The 21804-nt window shown below is 62.3% G+C and carries 23 protein-coding genes; 6 read left to right on the top strand and 17 right to left on the bottom strand.

Features of this window, described 5'->3' with window-relative positions:
* Positions 1–2: 2 nt before the first annotated feature.
* The 5 genes from purT to ACJ0G7_RS07170 all read right to left on the bottom strand — a co-directional run bounded on the left by purT (position 3) and on the right by ACJ0G7_RS07170 (position 3025).
* A complete protein-coding gene (purT, locus tag ACJ0G7_RS07150) occupies positions 3–1178 on the bottom strand; it encodes a formate-dependent phosphoribosylglycinamide formyltransferase (RefSeq protein ID WP_407395541.1) in 1176 nt (391 codons plus the stop codon).
* A complete protein-coding gene (locus tag ACJ0G7_RS07155; protein WP_173402140.1) occupies positions 1175–1333 on the bottom strand; it encodes a hypothetical protein in 159 nt (52 codons plus the stop codon). The genes purT and ACJ0G7_RS07155 overlap by 4 nt, the downstream gene beginning before the upstream one ends.
* Complete coding sequence (locus ACJ0G7_RS07160; protein WP_043693910.1) at positions 1333–1581, bottom strand: hypothetical protein; 249 nt, start codon at positions 1579–1581, stop codon at positions 1333–1335. The genes ACJ0G7_RS07155 and ACJ0G7_RS07160 overlap by 1 nt, the downstream gene beginning before the upstream one ends.
* 6 nt (positions 1582–1587) lie before the next feature.
* Entirely contained in the window at positions 1588–2697 is a 1110-nt protein-coding gene (mraY, locus tag ACJ0G7_RS07165) for a phospho-N-acetylmuramoyl-pentapeptide-transferase (protein WP_043693907.1), read from the bottom strand.
* Between the two features lie 76 nt (positions 2698–2773).
* Positions 2774–3025, bottom strand: a complete 252-nt coding sequence (locus ACJ0G7_RS07170; RefSeq protein WP_043693904.1) for a DUF3134 domain-containing protein — start codon at positions 3023–3025, stop codon at positions 2774–2776.
* A gap of 36 nt (positions 3026–3061) precedes the next feature.
* Here ACJ0G7_RS07170 and ACJ0G7_RS07175 point away from each other — a divergent pair, with 36 nt between their 5' ends.
* Together ACJ0G7_RS07175 and ACJ0G7_RS07180 are read left to right on the top strand one after the other, a co-directional pair.
* A complete protein-coding gene (locus ACJ0G7_RS07175; RefSeq protein ID WP_407395542.1) occupies positions 3062–3292 on the top strand; it encodes a hypothetical protein in 231 nt (76 codons plus the stop codon).
* Positions 3292–4503, top strand: coding sequence for an argininosuccinate synthase (locus tag ACJ0G7_RS07180; RefSeq protein ID WP_186484499.1), 1212 nt, complete (start codon positions 3292–3294; stop codon positions 4501–4503). The genes ACJ0G7_RS07175 and ACJ0G7_RS07180 overlap by 1 nt, the downstream gene beginning before the upstream one ends.
* Here ACJ0G7_RS07180 and ACJ0G7_RS07185 read toward each other — a convergent pair.
* From ACJ0G7_RS07185 to ACJ0G7_RS07200, 4 genes are all read right to left on the bottom strand, one after another.
* Positions 4495–4836, bottom strand: coding sequence for a hypothetical protein (locus ACJ0G7_RS07185; protein ID WP_043693898.1), 342 nt, complete (start codon positions 4834–4836; stop codon positions 4495–4497). The genes ACJ0G7_RS07180 and ACJ0G7_RS07185 overlap by 9 nt on opposite strands.
* A gap of 39 nt (positions 4837–4875) precedes the next feature.
* Positions 4876–5268, bottom strand: coding sequence for a 30S ribosomal protein S6 (rpsF, locus tag ACJ0G7_RS07190; RefSeq protein ID WP_043697139.1), 393 nt, complete (start codon positions 5266–5268; stop codon positions 4876–4878).
* 76 nt (positions 5269–5344) lie between these two features.
* On the bottom strand, positions 5345–5818 hold the full coding sequence (locus tag ACJ0G7_RS07195; RefSeq protein WP_186484498.1) for a Tic20 family protein: 474 nt from the start codon (positions 5816–5818) through the stop codon (positions 5345–5347).
* Positions 5819–5842: 24 nt separating this feature from the next.
* On the bottom strand, positions 5843–6712 hold the full coding sequence (locus ACJ0G7_RS07200; RefSeq protein ID WP_407395543.1) for a shikimate dehydrogenase: 870 nt from the start codon (positions 6710–6712) through the stop codon (positions 5843–5845).
* A 116-nt stretch (positions 6713–6828) separates the two neighbouring features.
* Between ACJ0G7_RS07200 and dnaK the strand changes: the two genes are divergently transcribed.
* On the top strand, positions 6829–8742 hold the full coding sequence (gene dnaK / locus ACJ0G7_RS07205) for a molecular chaperone DnaK (protein WP_043693889.1): 1914 nt from the start codon (positions 6829–6831) through the stop codon (positions 8740–8742).
* A gap of 77 nt (positions 8743–8819) precedes the next feature.
* On the opposite strand, the gene pstS is transcribed toward dnaK, so the two are convergent.
* The 3 genes from pstS to psbQ form a co-directional block, all read right to left on the bottom strand.
* Positions 8820–9830: a phosphate ABC transporter substrate-binding protein PstS gene (pstS, locus tag ACJ0G7_RS07210; protein WP_043693887.1), complete on the bottom strand. Its 1011-nt coding sequence runs from the start codon at positions 9828–9830 to the stop codon at positions 8820–8822.
* 63 nt (positions 9831–9893) lie between these two features.
* On the bottom strand, positions 9894–10952 hold the full coding sequence (locus ACJ0G7_RS07215; protein WP_407395544.1) for an NAD(P)/FAD-dependent oxidoreductase: 1059 nt from the start codon (positions 10950–10952) through the stop codon (positions 9894–9896).
* Positions 10953–10996: 44 nt separating this feature from the next.
* Positions 10997–11446, bottom strand: coding sequence for a photosystem II protein PsbQ (psbQ, locus tag ACJ0G7_RS07220; RefSeq protein WP_043693881.1), 450 nt, complete (start codon positions 11444–11446; stop codon positions 10997–10999).
* 72 nt (positions 11447–11518) lie between these two features.
* Between psbQ and purU the strand changes: the two genes are divergently transcribed.
* Complete coding sequence (gene purU / locus ACJ0G7_RS07225; protein ID WP_043693877.1) at positions 11519–12373, top strand: formyltetrahydrofolate deformylase; 855 nt, start codon at positions 11519–11521, stop codon at positions 12371–12373.
* Positions 12370–13653 (top strand): O-antigen ligase family protein, encoded by a 1284-nt coding sequence (locus ACJ0G7_RS07230; protein WP_407395545.1) that lies wholly within the window; start codon positions 12370–12372, stop codon positions 13651–13653. Before purU ends, ACJ0G7_RS07230 begins: the two co-directional genes overlap by 4 nt.
* On the opposite strand, the gene ACJ0G7_RS07235 is transcribed toward ACJ0G7_RS07230, so the two are convergent.
* The 3 genes from ACJ0G7_RS07235 to acnB are packed head-to-tail and all read right to left on the bottom strand — an operon-like array spanning position 13586 to position 19268.
* Positions 13586–15169, bottom strand: coding sequence for a B12-binding domain-containing radical SAM protein (locus ACJ0G7_RS07235; RefSeq protein WP_407395547.1), 1584 nt, complete (start codon positions 15167–15169; stop codon positions 13586–13588). The two genes, ACJ0G7_RS07230 and ACJ0G7_RS07235, sit on opposite strands and share 68 nt — an antisense overlap.
* A gap of 56 nt (positions 15170–15225) precedes the next feature.
* Complete coding sequence (locus tag ACJ0G7_RS07240) at positions 15226–16671, bottom strand: ClC family H(+)/Cl(-) exchange transporter (RefSeq protein WP_407395549.1); 1446 nt, start codon at positions 16669–16671, stop codon at positions 15226–15228.
* A 14-nt stretch (positions 16672–16685) separates the two neighbouring features.
* Entirely contained in the window at positions 16686–19268 is a 2583-nt protein-coding gene (acnB, locus tag ACJ0G7_RS07245; protein ID WP_043697134.1) for a bifunctional aconitate hydratase 2/2-methylisocitrate dehydratase, read from the bottom strand.
* A gap of 98 nt (positions 19269–19366) precedes the next feature.
* On the opposite strand from acnB, the gene ACJ0G7_RS07250 reads away from it, so the two are divergent.
* On the top strand, positions 19367–20434 hold the full coding sequence (locus ACJ0G7_RS07250) for a 3-deoxy-7-phosphoheptulonate synthase (RefSeq protein WP_043693869.1): 1068 nt from the start codon (positions 19367–19369) through the stop codon (positions 20432–20434).
* Positions 20435–20440: 6 nt separating this feature from the next.
* Here ACJ0G7_RS07250 and ACJ0G7_RS07255 read toward each other — a convergent pair whose 3' ends face one another.
* Complete coding sequence (locus ACJ0G7_RS07255; RefSeq protein WP_407395551.1) at positions 20441–20893, bottom strand: diacylglycerol/polyprenol kinase family protein; 453 nt, start codon at positions 20891–20893, stop codon at positions 20441–20443.
* 209 nt (positions 20894–21102) lie between these two features.
* Positions 21103–21765 carry a hypothetical protein gene (locus ACJ0G7_RS07260; protein WP_156957165.1) on the bottom strand — a complete coding sequence of 221 codons (663 nt, stop codon included), beginning with the start codon at positions 21763–21765 and terminating at the stop codon, positions 21103–21105.
* Positions 21766–21804: the final 39 nt, after the last annotated feature.

Below are 21804 nucleotides of genomic sequence, written 5' to 3' on the forward strand. Positions count from 1 at the left end.
GATCAGCTGTTGACTCCCGGCAGTACCTTCACGCAGCCTGCGGCTCGATCAGCCTTGCTGCGAGCCTCGGCGAGATGTTCCCCGCGTGCCAGCGCCACCCCCATCCGGCGTCCGGCCCGTGCATCCGGTTTGCCGAACAGCAACACCTGGGTGTCGTCCTCCCGGAGTGCTTCGTTGATGCCGTCGTAACTCACGGATTCCAACGGTTGATCGGCAAGGATCACGCGGCTGGCCGCGGCATCCGCCGTTCTCAGGGCAGGGATCGGCAGATTCAGCACAGCGCGCAGGTGCAGCTCGAATTCACTCATGTTCTGGCTGATCAGAGTCACCAGTCCGGTGTCGTGGGGTCGAGGTGACAGTTCGGAGAAGATCACTTCATCGCCGCACAGAAAGAATTCGACGCCGAACAGCCCCACTCCACCGAGGTTGTCGGTCACGGTGCGGGCCATGGCCTGGGCCTGCTGAAGCTGTCGGTCATTCAGTTCAGCCGGTTGCCAGCTGCACTGATAGTCCCCGTTCTTCTGTTCATGGCCGATCGGTGCACAGAAGAGCGTGTCTCCGTTCTGCTGACGCACGGTCAGCAGGGTGATCTCCAGATCAAACTGCAGGAACTCCTCGACGATCACCCGGGTCGAGGTGCCCCGGGCACCGCTGAGGGCCGCGTTCCACGCCTCCTGCAGCCCATCGGCGCTGCTCACCACGCTCTGACCTTTCCCGGAGGAGCTCATCACGGGCTTCACGACCACGGGCCAGCCCAGTGGCTCCGAGACCTTCACCAGCTCTTCGGCGCTGGACGCGTAGGCGAATCGCGCTGTCCGCAAAGCCAGTTCTCCAGCGGCGAGATCACGGATTCTGTCCCGGTTCATCGTCACAGCGGTGGCTCTGGCCGTGGGGATCACCGTGGTGCCCTCCTGTTCCAGCTCAGCCAGGGCCGCCACGGCCAGGGCTTCGATCTCCGGGATCACCACATCCGGTCGATGTCTGCGGATCACCTTCAGCAGATTGTCCGCATCCGTCATCGTCAGCACTTCGGCCACATCCGACACCTGCATCGCCGGAGCATCGGCATAGCGGTCGCAGGCGATCACCCGACAACCGAGTCGCTGGGCCGCGATCGCAACCTCCTTCCCAAGCTCTCCGCTTCCAAGCAGCAGAACGGTGCGAGGGAATCGGCTCATGAGCTGCTGTTTCTGCGGATCTCACCAATCAACCAGACCGCGATGAACCCCAGGGAGGAGATCCCGAAATAAATCAGCACCCACTTCAGGACACGGTCAGGGTCAGCAGCGGCCTGGCTGAGCAGTTCCGCGGTTGTGCTGAGCAGGCTCTCCATCAGGTCTCGAGATCAGGAATCAGGGTGAGCTGGCGGACCGGCGGCTCTTCACTCACGAATCCCCAGGCATCAAACACAGAGGCATCGGAATGGGTGATGCGCTGTTCCGAGCCATGACGTTCCAGCTGAAAACCGTCCGCTGCCATGCGTCGCATCAGGCTGGCGGATTCCTCAAAGCGCGCTGCCATCGCTTCGAGGCTTGGGCAGTCGGTGGTCAGTCCTGTTTCCCGCCAGGTGAAATAACGCATCAGGGTTCAGCCGATGGGGCGCAACAGCAGGCCCAGCAGCACCAGTCCCGCTGTCATCAGCCAGAAGCATGGCACCACCGTGCGTTCGCTGGTGCCACCCAGTTCGAAGTGGTGGTGCAGTGGTGCCATCCGGAAGATGCGACGCCCCTGGCCATCGGGTCCCTTGGTGGCTTTGAACACCCAGACCTGCACGATCACGGACACGGACTCGGCGAGAAAGACTCCTCCCATCACCAGCAGCGGCCAGAGACTGTCGGTGAGCAGGGCAACGGCGCTGAGAGCGGCTCCCATGGCAAGGGAACCGGTGTCACCCATGAAAGCCCGGGCCGGGTTGCGGTTGTGCATCAGAAAACCGAGCCAGGCCCCGGCCATCGCCATGCAGAAACCCGCCATGGCGGGATCTCCGCTGTGACCTCGGAGCATCAACTGGATGGCCAGACCGGCGAACACCAGGGCACCACAGCCACTGGCCAGTCCATCGAGGCCATCGGTCAGGTTGGTCGCGTTGCTCTCAGCCAGGAACACGAACAGCCCCAGCGGCCAGATCAGCAGTCCCAGCGGAAGTGTCACGCCAAGGGGCAGGGAGATCGTGCTGTCGATCCAGCCGTGCCATGCAGCGACGCTGAGGAAGGCGACCGCCGCCACCATCTGCAGAAACAGTTTTCCGCGTGGCGTCAGACCGGTGTTGGTGCGTCGTGTGAGGCTGCGCCAGTCGTCGAATCCGCCGATCACCATGTAGGCGAGTGTCACGGCAGCCACGGCCAGCAGCTGTTGGGAAGCCTCTCCTTCCGGACTGATCAGGCCGCCGATGATCACTCCCACGGGCACGACCAGCAAGCCGCCCATCGTGGGTGTGCCGGATTTGCTGAGGTGGGCCTTTGGGCCCTCCTCCCGGATCACCTGCCCCATCTTCAGTGCCCGCAGCCGTGGAATGCCCGCAGCTGCCACCAGTGCGGCAGTGGTCATGCTGATCAGCAGCGGCAGGCTCAGCTGAGCGTTCGCGATCCACTTGTCGGTGGCGACGCTGGCGGCCAGAACAACCCCGATCAGAAGGGACGCACTGAGCGATCCGTTCTCCCACCAGCGATGGGAACGGTTCTCCTGGCTGGCGGACACGGCTCGATCTGAGCAGGCGCAGGGACCTTAAACGAACGATCGGGAGTCGACCACTCCGGTCTTCAGAGCCCCCGGCTCAGTCCTCCCACTGCTCCTCGTTCTGTTCGTCGGCGTTGTTGTAATCCTCCTTCTCACCCATCAGGGCGGAGAGCTCCTCCTCCTCCACGGTGCTCACTTCAGGAGAGCTCGATTCCTCATCAGCCACCAGACGACCACTGGCTTCGAGCCAGGTGAGCAGATCCGGCTCTTCTCGCAGCGGCAGCACCGGTGCCGGATCCCTGCGCCCGTAGCGGGTCAGGGAAGGGTTGATGCTGTCGAGAGCACTCATCAGTGAAGGACACAGTCCAATCAGTCAACATACGTCATGACCCTGCCGATCACCGTGAACAAACCTCTGGTGATGACCATCTGCTGGGGCGCCGCGGCCGCTTTGAGCTACGCCCTGCGCCGTTGGGGTGAATCCCATCCAGAGCCTCTCCAGGCGCCATCCGGAGTGGTTCTGGCGGTTGTGTTCGCACCGGCTCTGGTTCTGGGGATGTGGCTGCTGATCGACGGGAGGGGAGAATCAGTCGATTGTGATCAGGAGACCCATTGATGGGCCGCGCGAACAAGGTGGTGCTCGCCTACTCAGGCGGTGTCGATACCAGTGTCTGCATTCCATATCTGAAGCGGGAATGGGGTGTCGAGGAGGTGATCACCTTTGCCGCTGATCTCGGACAGGGCGATGAACTGGAGCCGATCCGCCTCAAGGCTCTCGATGCCGGCGCCAGTCAGTCCTTCGTCGGTGATCTGATCCAGCCGTTCATCGAGGAATTCGCGTTTCCTGCCATCCGGGCCAATGCTCTCTACGAAGGGCGTTATCCGTTGTCCACAGCGCTGGCAAGGCCTTTGATCGCCCGACGCCTCGTTGAGGTTGCCAGGGAAGTCGGTGCCGATGCCGTCGCTCATGGATGCACGGGCAAGGGCAACGACCAGGTGCGATTTGATGTGGCCATCGCTGCTCTGGCACCGGATCTGAAGGTCCTGACTCCGGCCAGGGAGTGGGGCATGAGTCGGGAGGAGACGATCGCCTACGGCGAGCGCTGCGGCATTCCCTCACCTGTGAGCAAGAAATCGCCCTATTCCATCGATCTGAACCTGCTGGGCCGCAGCATCGAGGCTGGTCCTCTGGAAGATCCGATGGTCGCCCCTCCGGAAGAGGTGTTCGCGATGACGGTATCCGTCGCTGATGCTCCGGATGTGGCCGAGGAGATCGAGATCCGTTTTGAAGCCGGCGATCCCGTGGCGATCAACGGAACGAGCCTCGATCCCGTGGCCATGATCCGCGAAGCCAATCGCCTGGCAGGCCGCCACGGCATCGGTCGACTGGACATGATCGAGAACCGGGTGGTCGGGATCAAATCCAGGGAGATCTATGAAACTCCGGGCTTGCTGCTGCTGATCCAGGCTCATCAGGAGCTGGAGAGCCTGACGCTGGCGGCGGATGTGCTGCGCAGCAAGCGACAGCTGGAAAGTCAGTGGGCTGATCTCGTTTACCAGGGTCTCTGGTTCGGTCCGCTGAAGGATGCTCTCGATGGGTTCATGGATCGCACGCAGACCCACGTCAATGGTGTGGTGCGGCTGCGGCTGCTCAAGGGCACGGCCACGGTGATCGGCCGTGGCTCAACGGAGTCCAGCCTCTATGTGCCGGAGATGGCCTCCTACGGCAGTGAGGATCGTTTTGATCATCGAGCTGCGGAGGGATTCATCTACGTCTGGGGACTGCCAACCCGTCTCTGGGCGGCCTCGCAGCGCAGATCAGGCTGATTTCCGTCGTTGCAGCAGGGCAGGAATTCGCAGCATTGGGAAGCGAAGAATGTTGGGGCTCTCCGCCTGCACCAGGGGGGGCTGACCGGCCCTCAGCTCCGAACCCTCACTGGCCAGCAATCGATAGCGCTCCAGCAGTGGCTCCAGCCGCTGCTGGAATTTGCGTTCGAACAGATCAGGTAAATCCTCCAGAAGCGCTTCGTAGGTGCGCACCTGTTCCTCAAGTTCAGAGACTCGACGCTGAAGGGTGTTCACATCGCGCTCGTTGACGTCCGAGACCGAGGCGATCCATCGCGGCTCGGGAGCCTGATGCTGGTCATCTGAAGAGTCCATGGGCGGACGCTATCGCTCGCCCATGGACCGCACAACCGCTCAGCCGGCTGTTCCCGCAGGTGCTTCCGATGCCTGCTGTTGTTCCTGCGGCTGAGCAGGCGCTTCGCTGCCCGGCATGACACGCGGTGCCGGCAACGGGCCTTCCTGCTTCACGGTGAGATAGCGGATCACATCCTCACTGAGGCGCATCGCCTTCTCGAGCACAGCCACCTGCTGACCGTCACCGTTGTGGCTCAGCTGCACATAGATCCCTTCTTTGTGCTTGTTGATCGGGTAGGCCAGACGGCGCTTGCCGCGCATCTGATTGTCCAGCACTTCCGCTCCCGTCTCCACGAGCATGTCGCGGTATTTGGTGAGGTGGCTCTCCACTTCCTCCTCCGGAATGTCCGGGCGGAGGATGTACATGGTCTCGTAATAGGGATCGTGCGTCATGGGCTGTTCCGACTGGGACGGACGGCTCACTTCGGTGAGCGACGGATCCAACACCTTATCCCCCGGGGTGTCCTTCTCAGTACAACTGCATGCGGACAGCCTGGCTGATGCCCGGTAGGTCCGGCTCGCGGCCGCGCAGGCACTCCGCCAGGGCGAACAGCAGGATCGCCAACGTGGCGATCACCACGGTGCTGGACAGCGTCCGCATCAACAGTCCGCTTCCGCCGAGGGGTTGGAGCAGGATCGTGAAGGCGAAGCCCAGCACGACGAGAATGATGTCGGTGAGCAGCGCCTGGAGCGTGTTGAAACGCACGAAGTAGGGAACGTTCGGGTTGCGAACAACCGCCAGAAACAGCACGAAGAACAGCAGCAGGCCCCCGAGTCCGAAGGGAACGCTCCGTTCGAGCAGTGCCAGGGGCAGAACGGGAAGCGTGAACCACTGCATCCATGGGTACTGCTGGAACAGCGGGCCTCCAAAAGGAATGGCGTCGCTCCAGGGCAGCAGATAAACCAAAGGGGCCACCACCCGCTGCCAGACAGGAATCTCCACACCACCAAGAGAACTGAATCGACGCTAGGCCTTCAGCGCGGTTTCAGCTGCCGAGCGCATGGCATCCACCGGCACATCGTCATGGCCGCTCCAGAGCCTCAGGGAAGCGGCCCCCTGCTGCACCAGCATCTCCAGGCCATCGATGCAGTGCAGCTGGCGCTTTCGGCCCCATTGCAGCCAGGCGGTGGGGCGCGGGGTGTAGATCAGGTCATAGAGCGTTGCTTCGGTTTTGATTCCGCTCCAGAGGCTCTCTCCCAGTGGCATGGCGCCGGCTTCGCCGTGCTGAGCCATGCCGACAGGGGTTGTGTTGACGATCAGGTCGCTGGCTGCGACCACGTCCGCGATGGATGGGTCCGAATCGAGCAGAGGGTCCAGGGGTGCTTCCTCCAGGTTCAGATCCTCCACAAACGGTTGAAGGGTCGTGGTTTGCCGCCCGATCACGCTGATCGCAGCCAGATGGAGAGTCTGCAGGCCTGCCACCACCGCCCTGGCCGACCCACCGCAGCCGACCACCACCGCCCGGCGTCCCGTCCAGTCGATGTGGGTTTCAAGGGGGGCGAGGAAACCGTTCACATCGGTGTTGCTGCCTGTCCAGCTGCTTCCGCTGTCAGGAATCAGGGTGTTCACGGCCCCTAGACGGCATGCCAGTGGGCTCAGCTTCCGGCACAGGCCGGCAACGGACTGCTTGTGGGGAATGGTGACGTTGAGGCCGCGGCAGCCCACGGCGTGGAGTCCGTCGAGCACATCCCGGAGATGGTGTTGTTCACAGGGCAGAGCGAGATAGCGCCAGTTCAGCCCGAGCTCAGCCAGGGCCGCGTTGTGCATCGCTGGTGAGAGGGAATGCCGCACCGGGTTGCCGAGCAGTCCCACCAGGGCTGTGCCGCCGTTGATCATCGTGCTGCGGGATCGCCCATCCAGCCTGCCTGTTCGGGAACCACACCTCGCCTGTCCAGGGCTCTGCTGAAGAAGATGACGTGGTTCAGAACCGCATTTTCAGGAGGTGACCACCGATGGGCAAGGTTGTCGGCATTGACCTTGGCACTACGAACAGCTGCGTGTCTGTGATGGAGGGTGGCAAGCCCACCGTCATCGCCAACGCCGAGGGCTTCCGCACAACGCCCTCCGTGGTCGCTTACACCAAGAACCAGGATCAGCTTGTCGGTCAGATCGCCAAACGTCAGGCGGTGATGAACCCAGACAACACCTTTTATTCCGTCAAGCGATTCATCGGCCGACGCGTCGATGAGGTCAATGAGGAATCCAAGGAAGTGAGCTACGGCGTCGAGAAGGCCGGCTCCAATGTGAAGGTGAAGTGCCCAATTCTCGACAAGCAGTTTGCCCCTGAGGAGGTGAGTGCCCAGGTGCTGCGCAAGCTGGCGGAGGACGCCGGCAAGTATCTCGGGGAAACGGTCACCCAGGCGGTGATCACCGTTCCCGCTTACTTCAACGACTCCCAGCGCCAGGCCACCAAGGATGCCGGCAAGATCGCCGGCCTCGAGGTGCTGCGGATCATCAACGAGCCCACTGCTGCCGCTCTGGCCTACGGACTCGACAAGAAGAGCAACGAGCGGATCCTGGTGTTCGACCTTGGCGGCGGCACCTTCGATGTGTCTGTGCTCGAAGTTGGTGACGGTGTCTTTGAGGTGTTGTCCACCTCCGGAGACACGCATCTGGGCGGTGATGACTTCGACAAGGTGATTGTTGATCATCTGGCCGAGACCTTCAAATCCAACGAAGGCATCGACCTCCGTCAGGACAAACAGGCTCTGCAGCGCCTCACCGAGGCAGCTGAAAAAGCCAAGATCGAGCTGTCCAACGCCACCCAGAGCGAGATCAACCTGCCGTTCATCACGGCCACCCCGGAAGGCCCGAAGCACCTGGATCTCACCCTCACCCGGGCCAAGTTCGAGGAGCTCGCCTCAAACCTGATCGACCGCTGCCGCATTCCTGTGGAGCAGGCGCTCAAGGACGCCAAGCTGTCCTCCAGCGAGCTCGACGAGATCGTGATGGTGGGTGGTTCCACCCGCATTCCGGCTGTTCTTGAACTGGTGAAGCGCACCACCAGCAAGGATCCCAACCAGACGGTGAACCCCGATGAGGTGGTGGCCGTCGGCGCCGCCATTCAGGGAGGTGTGCTCGCCGGTGAGGTGAAGGACATCCTGCTGCTGGATGTCACGCCTCTGTCTCTGGGTGTGGAAACCCTCGGTGGTGTGATGACCAAGATGATCACCCGCAACACCACGGTTCCCACCAAGAAGACCGAGACCTATTCCACAGCGGTCGATGGTCAGACCAACGTGGAGATTCACGTGCTCCAGGGTGAGCGCGAGATGGCGTCTGACAACAAGTCGCTCGGAACCTTCCGCCTCGACGGCATTCCTCCGGCTCCCCGTGGTGTTCCTCAGATCGAGGTCACCTTCGACATCGACGCCAACGGCATCCTCAGCGTCACCGCCAAGGACAAGGGCAGCGGCAAGGAGCAATCCATCTCGATCACCGGCGCCTCGACCCTCTCGGATTCCGAGGTGGACAAGATGGTGAAGGACGCCGAGGCCAACGCCAGCGCTGACAAGGAGAAGCGCGAAAAGATCGACCTCAAGAACCAGGCCGAGACACTCGTCTATCAGGCCGAGAAGCAGCTCAGTGAGCTTGGTGACAAGGTCGATGCCGACGCCAAGACCAAGGTGGAGGAGAAGCGCACCAAGCTTCAGGACGCTGTCAATGCCGAGGATTACGACGCGATGAAGACCCTGCTGGAGGAACTGCAGCAGGAGCTCTACACCGTTGGAGCCTCCGTCTATCAGCAGGCTGGTGCTGAAGCGGGCGCATCACCCGATGGTGAGGCTGACCCAGGCAATGGTGCCGCCGGCAGCACCGGTGCCAGTGATGATGTGATCGACGCTGAATTCACGGAATCCAAGTGATCGGCTGAGCCGTGACCATTGAAAAGGGGGCCGATCGGCCCCCTTTTTTGTTGCCCGCAATCGCTTGACGGTTGTGATCACTCAGTGATCTTCTCGACCGCAGCCAGGGACTTCTCCACCACACCCTTGGGCAGGGTGACGTAGCCGAGATCAGGGGCCTGTGCCTGAGCTTTCTCGGACAGCATGAACTCGAAGGCCTTCTTCAGAGCGGCGGTCTTGCCGCCGTTGCCCGTTTCGTAGGCCAGCACCCAGGTGAAGGTGACGATCGGGTAACCCTGGGGTGGATTCGGGTTGCCACCGATGAGCTCCGGGCCGATGTCGATGGAGTCGAGAGCGGCGCTTTCCGTTTCATTGGTGGGCTTCACCTGCTCACCGGAGGCATTGGTGACGGCGGCGGCCTGAAGCTTGCCCTTCACATAGGCGGCTTCCACATAACCCACTCCACCCTTGATCTGATTCAGCTGGGCGGCAACGCCTTCATTCCCTTTCGAGCCGACGCCCGTGGGCCATTTGACGGCCTTCGCAGCACCGATCTTGGTCTTCCACTCCTCGTTGATGGCGGAGAGATGCTTGGTGAAGTTGTACGTGGTGCCGGAACCGTCGGAGCGACGGACCACGGTGATCGCCTGATCAGCGCAGCCCAGCTCGTTGAAGTTCTTGACCTTGCCGAGGAAGATTCCGGCCAGCTGGTCCTGGCTCAGTTTCAGATCGCATCCGTCGAGGTTGTAAGCGACTGCGATGGCTCCGGCCGTCATCGGGATCTGCAGCACACCACGGCTCACCTTGGCGATCTCATCCTTTTTCATCGGCTTGTCGGATGCACCGAAATCCACGGTTCCGGCCGTGAACTGCCGCACTCCGGCGCCGGAGCCAACCGACTGGTAGTTGACCGCCACGCCCTCGGGCTGGAGCTCCTGGAACCAGCGCTGATAAATGGCCGCGGGGAACGAGGCACCGGCGCCATTGAGCTTGCCTGTGACCTGGTCACCCCCTCCTCCACCGGTGCCACCGCCACAGCCGGCGAGCGTCACGGTGGCGGTGATGCCGGCAGTGGCCGCAAGACTTTTGAAGATGTTGGAACGACGCATGAATCCGATGTGGGTACAGAGGTTGAACCTTCCGGAAGCTATGCAGGCGAGTCCAAGGCTGATTTAAGACCTGGTAATCATTGATACCGAATCTTCCAGGTGCTGTTCGACCCATTCCGCGGTGGCAGGTGTCAGCAGAACACCGTTTCTGTAGTGGCCGGTCGCCAGCAGCAGCCCTGGTTCCAGCCGTTCCAGCAAGGGTGCCGGTCGCTCCACCGGTCGGGCCCGCAGTCCGCTCCAGTGTTCCAGCACCTTGGCGTTTCGCAGCCACTCGGGTGCTGAGTCTTCGAGATGGCGCATCAGTTGCAGCGGTTCCGGCTCTGATCGCTCGCCGGGTTCCACGGTGGCGCCGAGCAGCACATGACCGTGTCCATCGGGAATCAGGTTGTATCCCCGATGCACCAGGACGGCTGGCCAGCTCATCCAGTCCGTCGGCCCGGATGTGATCTCCAGTCTCAGAGCCTGTCCGAGCACCGGCTGCATCGGGCGTGGATGGCCCAGTGGCTCCAGGAGAGCAGGACTGTTCAGCGCCGCGCAGATCACGACGGTGTCCTGATGCAGGCAACTCCCGTCATGGCAGCCCAGCCGCCAGCCACCTCCTTGTCCGGGCTTGGCGCGACGGATCGTCTCCACAGCAGCGGCCACCCCAGTCACCGGCAGATCGGCGAGGGCCTTTCGCAGAGCTTTCAGCAGCACCAGCGGGTTGATGCGTCCATCCCGTTCCGAGAGCAGTCCCCCATGGGTGACGCCTGGCCAGACGGCCTGCAGCTGGTGCCGCTCAAGCAGGGAGAGTCCGCAGGCTGACCTGGTGTCGGCAAGCTTCCGCATGCGGCCGAGCGTTTCATCACCGTCTGCGAGCTGCAGCAGCGGTGTCTCCAGGATCAGTTCCGGTTCCTGCCGCTGCAGTGCGCAGACCCACGAGGGCCAGAGCGCCATGCTTCTCTGCCGGAGCCGCCAACCGCGACCACTCGAACGCCGGAACACGTTTCCCATGAGAACGCCCAGCGATGCACGGGTTCCCGTCAGATGGTTCCCGTCACCGCTGGTGCGTTCGAGCGGTTCATCAAGGCCTGGATCGATCAGTGTGATCCGGTGGCCTTGTCGTGCCAGGTGCCAGGCCACGCCGGCGCCGACAACGCCGGCACCGACAACGGCAATCGTTCGGTTCAGCTGAAGGCCTCGGCCGGGATCACATCGGAGTAGGCGTCGAAGCTGGCTGCCAGGGCGCTGTAAGAGCGCTGAAGGCGGGATCCATCCTGCAGACGTGCGGCTTCATCAAGATCAGCCAGGGCTTCCTTCAGCTTGCGGGCGATCTTGTCTGCATCCTTGCGCTCAGACCGATCCAGACGCTGATTGATGTAGAGCATTTCGCGGCCCACCTCCTGCATCGGTCCATGCAGAAGGTTGCGGGTGAAGACCCAGTCCTCGGCGCTCACCAACCGGGCCAGATCCGGAAGACGCGACTTGGTGGCTTCGAACGCAGCGGCCTGACGGCGGATCACCGCCAGATCGTCAGGTTTGATGCCGGCGGCGTTGACAGAAGCCGGGGCCAACAGACCCAGGCTCAACGTGACGCAGAGGCAGATGACGGCCAGGCGTCGCAGGGCCTTCAGCATGGTCAGGAAAAAACCTTTGAGACTTTAACCAGCGGTTTCAGCGCGGGAGAATTTGCTTTTCAGTCTGTAGTCGTGAGCGAGCCTACGGTCATCCTTCAGCTGATCTGTCCGGATCGTCCAGGGCTGGTCAGCGAGCTGGCCGGGTGGGTGGCCGCTAACGGAGGAAACATCCGTCATGCCGACCATCACACGGATGCCGGTGCAGGTTTGTTCCTCAGCCGGATCGAGTGGATGCTCAACGGTTTCGGCATTTCCCGTCAGGCACTGCCGGAGTCTGCGGCTGCTCTGGCGGAACGACTGCATGGACAGGCTCAGCTGCATTTCTCGGATGAGCTGCCTCGGGTGGCGATCTTTGCGAGCCGGCAGAGCCATTGTGTTCAGGATCTGCTCTGGAGGGTGCAGAGCGGTGAATTGCCCATGCGGGTTCCCCTGGTGATCGCCAATCATCCTGACCTCGAGGCGTTGTGCACCGGTTTCGGTGTTCATTTCGAGTGGGTGCCTGTCACCCGGGAGACAAAGCCGGAGGCGGAACAGCGCATGCTGCAGCTGCTCCAGGATCACGCCATCGACCTGGCCGTGCTGGCGAAGTACATGCAGGTGCTGAGCGGTGACTTTCTCAGCCGCTTTTCCGAGGTGATCAACATTCACCACTCCTTCCTGCCGGCTTTCAAGGGAGCGCAGCCGTATCACCGTGCCTGGGAGCGCGGTGTGAAGCTGATCGGTGCCACGGCCCATTACGTCACCGAAGACCTTGATGCCGGCCCGATCATTGAACAGACCATTGCCCATGTGAGTCACCGCGACGAAGTGGACGATCTGATCCGCAAGGGTCGTGACACCGAGCGACTGGCTCTCGCCCGTGCCTTGCGACTGCACCTGTGCCGCCAGGTGATGGTCTATCGGGGGCGCACGGCCGTTTTTGCGTGAAAGAGCGTTTTCTCGGAAAGGACCTCACCGGTTTCGCAGGTCGCTGCTTTCTTCTCGGACTGTTTCTGCTGCCCTCCAGCGCTCTGCTGGCGGCACTGTTCCTGTTCGTGGCTTGCCTGAGCGGCAGTCGTGGTCGCGATCAGCCGATCTGGCGGGATCCCTGGATCCTGCCGTTGCTGCTGGCCGGCATGCTGATGCTGATCGGCTGCCTGGTTTCGCAGACCGGGGCTCTTGCCTGGGCTGGCCTGGGCAACTGGCTTCCATTCATCTGGGGCTTCTGGGCATTTCAGCCTTATGTGCGCTCCGCCGACCAGCGTCGCCTGGCTGCGCGTGTGCTTCTGGCCGGAACCGTTCCCGTGCTGATCACGGGTTTCGGTCAGATGTTGCTGGGCTGGTCCGGCCCGTGGCAGCTGCTCGGTGGCGGGATCGTCTGGTTTGTGGCTCCCGGAGGCCATCCCGAAGGCCGGCTCTCCGGTCTGTTTGATTACGCCAATGTCGCGGGCGCCTGGCTCGCTGTGATCTGGCCGCTCTCACTGGCGGCTGTGCTGCGTCGTCGGGATCCCCTCTGGTGTCGTGCCATCGCGATGCTTCTGGCATCAGCCCTGGTGGCTGCCGTGGTGCTCACCCGTTCCCGTAATGCCATGGGGGCGTTGCCGTTGGCGCTTCCCTGGGTCCTGGGTCCGATGCAGTGGTGGTGGCTGTTGCCTCTGCTGCTTCTGGCCGCGATGCCTCTGGCGTTGGCGGTGCTTCCGGGTGTTCCCGACGCTCTTCAGCAGTGGGCACAGGGTCTGCTGCCCTCCGGCCTGAGACAGCGCCTGGTGGAGGGGCAGTCCACGGACAGCCTCACCCGTGTGGCCCAGTGGCGTTACGGGGTTGAGCTCATCGCTCAGCGGCCGTGGCTGGGCTGGGGTGCGGCGGCCTTCAGCGTTCTGTATCCGATCCATGCCCAAAGGAAATGGCACGGGCATTCCCACAACCTCCCCCTGGAGCTGGCGGTCAGCCACGGTCTCCCGGTGGCGGTGCTGCTGGTGGGCACCGTTCTGGCGCTGATCGTGGTGGCGCTGAAACGGGGCATGCTTCGCCGGGGTCCGATGGAACGGGGCTGGTGGACCGCCGTGCTGGTTCTGGTGGCGATGCACGCCACGGATCTGCCCTTCTTCGACAGCCGGCTCAACATCCTCGGCTGGGTGCTGCTGTCAGGCCTGCACGGCTTCATCCGGGAGCACGGTGATCTGGAGGCAGCGCCAGATCGTGATGCTCCCGCAGACGCTCCGGGGTGATCGCACTCCGGAGATGCGTCCAGGGCAAGGTTCGTGAGGCGTCCCAGTTCTCCTCGATCACATCCCGCCAGGGGGGTGGTGGCGGTGAAGCCTGGCCCGGCATGGGCTCCAGTTCGCCATTGAGAGCGGCGCGGTAGGCCTTTTTCCAGCCACCCATGCTTTCCCTGGCTTCGCCAACCGCGGCGATCACCGGGGCAAGACGCCGGTCGCTGCGCGACAGCAGGGCCTGGATCACGCTCCAGCCGTAACTTTCCGGTCGCAACTCCACTCCCTTCGGCTTCAACCGTTTCGCCAGTCGTTTCAGTCGTTTGTCCGCTTCCGGTCTGACGCCCTGCCACTGGAACGGCGTCTGGGCCTTGGGCACGAAGGTGCTGACACCGAGGGTGAAGCGCAGCCCTGCCGTGTTCTTCTTCAGGGTCAGCAGCAGGTCGGCCGTGGCGTCCACGTCATCGTCCGTCTCCGTTGGCAGTCCGACCATTCCATACAGCTTGAGTCCACGGAGCCCCCCTTGTTTGGCGTGACTGGCGGCCGCATGGATCTCTTCGGTGCTCAGTTTCTTGTTCACCACCTGCCGCATGCGTTCGCTGCCGCTTTCGATGGCGATGGTGAGGGAGCGACTGCCCCGCTTCGTCAGAATCCGTGCCAGCTCCGGAGTCACCGTGGCGGCCCGCACGGAACTGACGCTGACGCGGGTGTCATCGAACCGGTCCCGGTCCAGCCAGGTCAGCAGATCATCGAACTGCGGGTGCTGCGTCACCGAGGCTCCCAGCAGCCCAAGCCGGCGGGTCGCCGCCAGGCCTTTCTCGACCGCCGGGATGAGTCCGTCATCGAGTGATGCGCTGCGGAACGGCAGGGTGAGGTAGCTGGCCAGACAGAAGCGGCAGAGTTCCGGACAACTGCGCACCACCTCCACCATGTGGATGTCCGGCCAGGCGGCTTCCGGTGTGATCACCGTGGAATGGCTCAGGGTGTTGCCTCGCCAGGTCTGCTTCTCGATCACCGATGGCAGATCCGGATCGATGGGCTCCACGCTCAGCAGCGTTCCATCCGGGTGGTACCGCGGGGCATACAAGCTCGGGACGTAGACCCCCGGAACTCCGGCCAGCCGTCGCAGTCGTTCGGCTCTGGGAGCCTGCCGGCAGCTCTGCAGGGCATCGATGAAGGCGGGCAACAGCAGTTCGCCATCTCCCAGAAGCACGGCATCGAAGAACGGTGCAAGGGGTTCGGGGTTGGCGGTCAGCACCGGCCCCCCGCCGAACACGATCGGGTCGGCGTCGCTTCGATCGACAGCCCAGATCGGAATGCGCTGGTTCCGCAGCAGCTCCGGCAGAACGGGTCCATCCAGCTCCCAGCTGAGGGACAGACCGAACAGATCGATGTGTCGATGCAACGGATCCGACTGGTCCGTGAACAGCCGGCGTACGTCCACATCCGCGCGCTGGGCGAGGGTTGCCCAGACGATCTGGTAGCCGAGGCTTGTGATGCCCACCGAATAGGTGCTCGGGAAGGCCAGCACCGCCTTGAGGGCATCGCTGTCCGGGACTGCCCGCTCAAACAGCAGCGTTTCCTGGTTCAGCGTTCGTCTCCAGAGTTGGATGCCGGTCTCGGTGGCGCGGTGAACGGCCGTCGTTGCCGATCCAGGCGGGTCTGCATCCGGTTCTCCGCATCCAGTTCCATGCCCATCTGACGCTCATAGATCGAGCGGTGGTCAAACAGCCTGGCCACGAGAAAGCTCATCAGGCAGGCCACCATGATCGGCCTGAGGATCAGCAGATCCTTGGTGAGGGCGAAGGCCAGAAACATCGCCGAGATCGGTGTGCGGGAACAGCCCGCCACGAAAGCCCCCATCCCGGCGAAGACGTACGTGGTGGGGACATGACCCGTCAGGGCTTCCACGCCGCCACCGCAGGCGAGTCCGATCGCTCCACCAAGGGTCAGCATCGGCATGAACAATCCCCCCGGGGCTCCCGAGGCCGCGGCCAGGCCTGTGCTGAAGAACAGCACAACGAAACTGGTGAGCGCCAGCCTCACGTCCGCGGTTCCCTCCCCGATCAGATGGTGCAGTTCCGCAGGGTTGTGGAACGTCTGTGGGAGAGCGGCATAGACCCCGCCCAGCAACAGACCGCTGAGGGACATGCGCAGGATCAGACGACTGCCGAACCAGTTGTTGCCATGGCGCTGCAGGGTCAGCACGTAGCGGCAGTAGAGCTCTGCAAGCAGTCCGATCACAGCACCGAGAGCGATCAGATACAGAAAATCGATCGGCAGAAATTTCAGGAGGGGAGAGAATTCGCGCTCCACCTGAAATCCGACCGTTCCATCCAGTCCTCCAGAGCCTGGACTGAGACCGAGGTACCCCAGAACGTCAGCCCAGGTGTCGGCGGAGAAGGTGGTGATGATCACCAGCAGCAGCACCACCGGCCTGGCCGAGTGAAGCAGTTCCTCGATGGCGTAGATGAAGCCGCCGATGGGTGCGCTGAACACTGCTGCGATCCCGGCCCCACCGCCGGCGGCGACGATGACGCGCCGGAAGGCGACCGGAGCCTTCAACCAACGCGACATCTTCCAGGCCACGGAACCACCCATCTGCACGGCAGGTCCCTCAGGACCGAGCGGGAAGCCGCTGCCGATGGCGATGATGCCGGCGATCAATTTCACAAGGCCCACCCTCAGGCCCATGGGCACTGACTTGTGGCGAAGAAACCCCATGATGTGAGTGATGCCGGCGCCACCGGCGGCTGGAGCGAAATTGGTCACCAGCCAGCCGGAAACCATGCCGCCGACACCCCCCAGCGCTGGCAGGACCACCCAGGCGGGCAATTCGTTCAGCAGTTCCAGGCGCCAGTCCCGGAGCAGGTTGATGCCTCCTTTGAACAGCAGTCCTGTGATCGCAGCGCCGAGGCCCGTGAGCGAGAGGGCCAGCACCACCACCAGCCAGCGCCGCTCGAGCAGTGTGCGAATGCTGCGGCTGGAGCCCAGGTGGTGACGTCGCTGTTTCGGTTCGCTCGGGGAAGGCACGTGTTGGGGGTTGTTCAGGCGTTTGCAAGCACTGCTGCTTCCGCATCCGAGCTGACCACCCGTCCCTGATCTGCGAATCCGTCGATCTGGTCGAAGTTCAGGTAGCGGTAGAGCTCACCGGAGAGGGGGTCGATCTTTTCGGCCGCGATCGTGCGGTATTCCTCAGCTGTGGGGATGCGTCCCAGCAGGGCGCATACCGCCGCCAGCTCAGCGCTTCCCAGATACACCTGGGCACCCTTGCCGAGACGGTTGTTGAAGTTGCGGGTGCTGGTGGAGAAGACGGTGGTGTTGTCCTCCACCCGTGCCTGATTGCCCATGCACAGGGAGCATCCGGGCATCTCCATGCGTGAGCCCGCTGCCTCGAAGGTGGCGTAGTAGCCCTCGGCCTTGAGGGTCTCCTCATCCATGCGGGTCGGGGGGCAGACCCAGAGACGGGCCTTGTTGCTGCCGGCGCCTTCCAGCACTTTGGCCGCAGCACGGTAGTGGCCGATGTTGGTCATGCAGGAGCCGATGAACACCTCCTGCACCGGATCACCGGCCACCTCACTGAGCAGCTTCACGTTGTCCGGATCGTTGGGACAGGCCAGCACCGGTTCGGTCAGTTCATCCAGGTTGATGTCCAGCACTTCGGCGTACTCCGCATCGGAATCGGCACTCAGCAGCTGGGGGTTGGCCAGCCAGGCTTCCATCTCCTTGATCCGGCGGGCCAGGGTGCGGGCATCGCTGTAACCGCGGGCGATCATGTTCTTGAGCAACGCCACGTTGCTGCGCAGGTATTCGCTGACCGTCTGCTCGGAGAGCTTGATCGTGCAGCCGGCGCAGGAGCGCTCGGCACTGGCGTCGGTGAGTTCGAACGCCTGCTCGAGCTTGAGGTCGGGGAGACCTTCGATCTCCATGATCCGGCCATTGAACAGGTTCTTTTTGTTGGCCTTCTCCACGGTGAGCAGCCCGCGTTGAATGGCCACCCATGGGATCGCATTCACCACATCCCGCAGGGTGACGCCAGGCTGCAGCGAGCCGCTGAACCGCACCAGCACCGACTCGGGCATGTCCAGAGGCATGGCACCGATGGCCGCGGCGAAGGCCACCAGGCCGGAACCGGCTGGGAAGGAGATGCCCAGGGGGAAGCGGGTGTGGCTGTCGCCACCGGTGCCCACCGTGTCGGGCAGCAGCATCCGGTTGAGCCAGCTGTGGATGATTCCGTCGCCGGGGCGAAGGGCGACGCCGCCGCGCTGAGCGAAGAAGTCGGGCAGATCCTTCTGCGTCTGCAGGTCCACCGGCTTGGGATAGGCGGCGGTATGGCAGAAGCTCTGCATCACCAGGTCGGAGGAGAATCCCAGACAGGCCAGCTCCTTCATCTCGTCCCGGGTCATCGGCCCGGTGGTGTCCTGGGAGCCGACGGTGGTCATCAGTGGTTCGCAGCTGGTACCGGGACGCACGCCGGTGAGACCGCAGGCTTTGCCCACCATCTTCTGGGCCAGGGTGAAGCCCTTTCCGGTGTCCGCTGGTGCACTGGGACGGATGAACAGATCGGAGGGTGCCAGGCCGAGCTTGGCGCGCACTTTGTCGGTGAGGGCGCGGCCGATCATCAGGGGAATGCGGCCGCCTGCACGAACCTCATCGCTGATGGTGCTGGGCTTCAGTTCGAACCGGCTGACCACCGCGCCGTCTTTTTCGATCGTGCCGGCATGGGGACGGATGGTGATCACATCACCGGTGTTCAGGCTTGTGACGTCACATTCGATCGGCAGAGCCCCGGAGTCTTCAGCGGTGTTGAAGAAGATCGGTGCGATCTTGCTTCCGAGGATCACCCCACCCGCCCGTTTGTTGGGCACATGCGGGATGTCATCGCCGGTGTGCCACAGCACGGAGTTGATGGCGCTCTTGCGGGAGCTGCCGGTGCCCACCACATCGCCCACGTAGGCCACGGGGTGACCGTTCTCTTTGAGAGAGGCGATGGTCTTCAGGCCATCGGGGTCCCGAGTCTCCAGCATCGCCAGAGCGTGAAGGGGGATATCAGGGCGTGTGGTGGCGTGGGTGGCCGGGGAGAGGTCGTCGGTGTTGGTTTCTCCCTCCACCTTGAACACCGTCACGGTGATCGTTTCGGCAAGTTCCGGCCTTGAGGTGAACCATTCGGCCGCCGCCCAGCTGTCAACCACCTGCTTGGCGAAGCGGTTGCTGGCTGCCAGTTCCATCACCTCGTTGAAGGCGTCGTACACCAGCAGGGTTCGGCTGAGGCCTTCAGCGGCGCAGCCGGCCAGCTGCTCATCGCTGTGCTGGAGCAGCTCGATCAGGGCCGACACGTTGTAGCCCCCCACCATCGTTCCAAGCAGGCGCGTGGCCTCCAGCGGCGAGACCAGGGGACTGGTGGCCTCCCCCTGGGCCACGGCGCTGAGCCAGGTGGCTTTCACATAGGCCGCCTCGTCCACCCCGGGGGGGATGCGATCCACGAGCAGCTCTCGCAGGGTCGTCTCTTCCCCAGCCGGAGGGTCCTGCAACAGCTCGGTGAGCGCACTGGTCTGTTCAGCCGTCATGGGGAGCGGCGGAACACCCTGGGCTTCGCGTTCAGCGGCAAGCGCGCGGTAGGTGCTCAGCATGCGAAGGGACGAGACGATGCGGAAGTCCATTCTTCATGGAGACGGGTCTGTCCTTCGGTTCAGAGGTGCGTAGCCTTGGACCGGTTTGAAGCTGCTCGATGGCCGCCACCTCCGATCTGCATGTGGTGGAGACGCGTCCGCTGGTGGCACCGGCTCTTCTTCACGCAGAACTGTCGATCGACGCCAGCGCAACCGAGACCGTTGCATCCGCTCGACAACGCATTCAGGCGATTCTGCGGGGGGAGGATCAGCGGCTTCTGGTCATCGTCGGGCCCTGTTCGGTCCATGACGTGGAAGCGGCCCGCGAGTACGCCCGCCGTCTGGCGCCTCTGCGTCAGACCCATGCTGCAGAGCTGGAAGTGGTCATGCGGGTCTACTTCGAGAAGCCGAGAACAACGGTGGGCTGGAAGGGCTTGATCAACGACCCCCACCTCGACGGCTCCTATGACATCAACAGCGGATTGCGTCGGGCCCGCGGGCTGCTGCTGGATCTGGCGCGGGAGGGGATGCCCGCCGCCACCGAACTTCTCGATCCGGTGGTGCCGCAGTACATCGCTGACCTGATCAGCTGGACGGCGATCGGGGCCCGCACCACGGAAAGTCAGACGCACCGTGAAATGGCATCCGGCCTGTCCATGCCGATCGGCTACAAGAACAGCACCGATGGCAGTGCCACCATCGCCATCAATGCGATGCGGGCGGCATCGAAGCCCCATCATTTTCTCGGCATCAACCGGGATGGTCACGCTTCGATCGTGAGCACCACCGGGAATCCAGATGGTCACCTCGTGCTGCGCGGCGGCAACCGCGGCACCAACTATCACCTCGAAGCCGTTCAGGATGCGGCAGCCGAACTGGCGGGTGCCGGACTCTCAGATCGCCTCATGGTGGATTGCAGCCATGGCAACTCCAACAAGGATTTCCGGCGCCAGGGCGAGGTGCTGCAATCGGTTGCCGATCAGGTTCGTGAAGGCTCCTCCAATCTGATGGGCGTCATGATCGAGAGTCATCTGGTTGAGGGAAATCAGAAGCTCTCCGGTGATCTGTCAGAGCTCACTTACGGCCAGAGCATCACGGATGCCTGCATCAGCATCGAGACCACCCAGCAGTTGCTTGGTTGTCTTGCAGAGGCTGTGGCGACTCGCCGCTCAACGGTGATGGTCTGATCGATCTCATCGGATCAGCTGTTGCCAGAGCAGTGCAACGCCGATCGGCACCGAAAGGTTGTCGATCCCCGCGAAGCTGAACTGTTCCAGAACAACGGCACTGCCGCTGATGAGCAGCAGAGTCGGAACTGAAATCGCAGCCTGGGTGCTGAGAGCGAGAACGATCAGGCACAGGCCTGAAGCGATTGCCATGGTCACTGTGCCTGCAAGGGACTTCGTCTGGCCGAACAACGTCCAGCGAGGGCTGTTCAGTCGACGACCGATCAGGCCGGCACATCCATCGCCGATGCCCATCACAAGAATTCCGGCGGTGACGGCGTCTGCTCGTTCAGGCCAGAGCAGAGCCACCAGAAGTGTGATCGAAAGTCCATAGGCGCTGGTTCCAAAACTTCGTCGACCGATGTCTTCGATGCTCTTGAGCAGTCGCCAACGATGGTTGATCAGAGTGAGCGTTGTCACGACAATTCCACAACTCACAATCAGCATTTTTGATAGTCCAAAAGTCCATGCCATCGGAATGGTGGCGGCCGTTCCGATGTGGACAATCTTGCGACTCAGCTCACCATCATTGTCGCCGAGTCGCCTGACCAGGTCAGCGATGCAGAGCAGCGATACGATCCAGCTGCCAATGATCAGCAACTTGAGGATGATGCTTAGTTCTGCAGGGTTCAAGGTTGCTGCGGGTCTGAGTTGGTGCTGGTAGAGGTTGCTTTCTTTTTGGTCTTTCCGACATAAGGAAGATCGTCTCGAGAAATCTGATAATTCAGTTTACGAATGGCATCAATGAATTCTGACTTACTGTCAGCATTGGTGATGTCGAGCCGGATGAGGTTGTTGCGGTCGCTGAAGTATTGGTTCACATCTTTTTCATGCTGGGACCAGCAATCAAGATAGTGCTGCTCCAGCTGTTGATCGCTTATTGAGTTGACATTAAGAAGCTTCTTGAGTGCCTTTTTGTATCGGCGTGTATAGGAGCCGAGTGCCTTGTTTCTGTGGGTAAATTGAGATTTAATCCAATCGTCAACCTTGCGGTAATTGTAAATAAAATACGAGCCAGGGTAGTGATAATCCAGCTGGGGAAAAAGGCGGTATCCAAAAAACAATTCACCATCAGAGCTGACATATTCCATATCGCTGAAGACTTGTATATCTTCCAGGCCATGCAGAAGTGGTCTGAACAGGCGAAGGTTGGTGAGCATTGTTCGAGCAATTTTCCCCTTCCGGCAATGCATTGTTGGATACCCGTCCCAGCGGAATAACCGATCAATGCTGCGTGTCGCGATTTTATGATGTCCGATGACAAAAATTTTAGGCGGCTTTTCAGGTAACATGATCAAGCTTTTTGTTATATGTATTTTACCACAATCAAT

It is taken from the genome of Parasynechococcus sp. (genome assembly GCF_045559935.1).
Taxonomy (GTDB): Bacteria; Cyanobacteriota; Cyanobacteriia; order PCC-6307; family Cyanobiaceae; genus Parasynechococcus.

Excerpts from the sequence above, each read along its gene's own strand:
- ACJ0G7_RS07170 (WP_043693904.1), bottom strand. The coding sequence starts at position 3,025 with ATGAGTGCTCTCGACAGCATCAACCCTTCCCTGACCCGCTACGGGCGC.
- ACJ0G7_RS07155 (WP_173402140.1), bottom strand. The coding sequence starts at position 1,333 with ATGGAGAGCCTGCTCAGCACAACCGCGGAACTGCTCAGCCAGGCCGCT.
- pstS (WP_043693887.1), bottom strand. The coding sequence starts at position 9,830 with ATGCGTCGTTCCAACATCTTCAAAAGTCTTGCGGCCACTGCCGGCATC.
- ACJ0G7_RS07180 (WP_186484499.1), top strand. The coding sequence starts at position 3,292 with ATGGGCCGCGCGAACAAGGTGGTGCTCGCCTACTCAGGCGGTGTCGAT.
- acnB (WP_043697134.1), bottom strand. The coding sequence starts at position 19,268 with ATGCTGAGCACCTACCGCGCGCTTGCCGCTGAACGCGAAGCCCAGGGT.
- rpsF (WP_043697139.1), bottom strand. The coding sequence starts at position 5,268 with ATGACGCACGATCCCTATTACGAGACCATGTACATCCTCCGCCCGGAC.
- ACJ0G7_RS07160 (WP_043693910.1), bottom strand. The coding sequence starts at position 1,581 with ATGCGTTATTTCACCTGGCGGGAAACAGGACTGACCACCGACTGCCCA.
- purT (WP_407395541.1), bottom strand. The coding sequence starts at position 1,178 with ATGAGCCGATTCCCTCGCACCGTTCTGCTGCTTGGAAGCGGAGAGCTT.
- dnaK (WP_043693889.1), top strand. The coding sequence starts at position 6,829 with ATGGGCAAGGTTGTCGGCATTGACCTTGGCACTACGAACAGCTGCGTG.
- ACJ0G7_RS07260 (WP_156957165.1), bottom strand. The coding sequence starts at position 21,765 with ATGTTACCTGAAAAGCCGCCTAAAATTTTTGTCATCGGACATCATAAA.
- psbQ (WP_043693881.1), bottom strand. The coding sequence starts at position 11,446 with ATGCTGAAGGCCCTGCGACGCCTGGCCGTCATCTGCCTCTGCGTCACG.
- ACJ0G7_RS07200 (WP_407395543.1), bottom strand. The coding sequence starts at position 6,712 with ATGATCAACGGCGGCACAGCCCTGGTGGGACTGCTCGGCAACCCGGTG.
- ACJ0G7_RS07250 (WP_043693869.1), top strand. The coding sequence starts at position 19,367 with ATGGCCGCCACCTCCGATCTGCATGTGGTGGAGACGCGTCCGCTGGTG.
- ACJ0G7_RS07185 (WP_043693898.1), bottom strand. The coding sequence starts at position 4,836 with ATGGACTCTTCAGATGACCAGCATCAGGCTCCCGAGCCGCGATGGATC.
- ACJ0G7_RS07175 (WP_407395542.1), top strand. The coding sequence starts at position 3,062 with ATGACCCTGCCGATCACCGTGAACAAACCTCTGGTGATGACCATCTGC.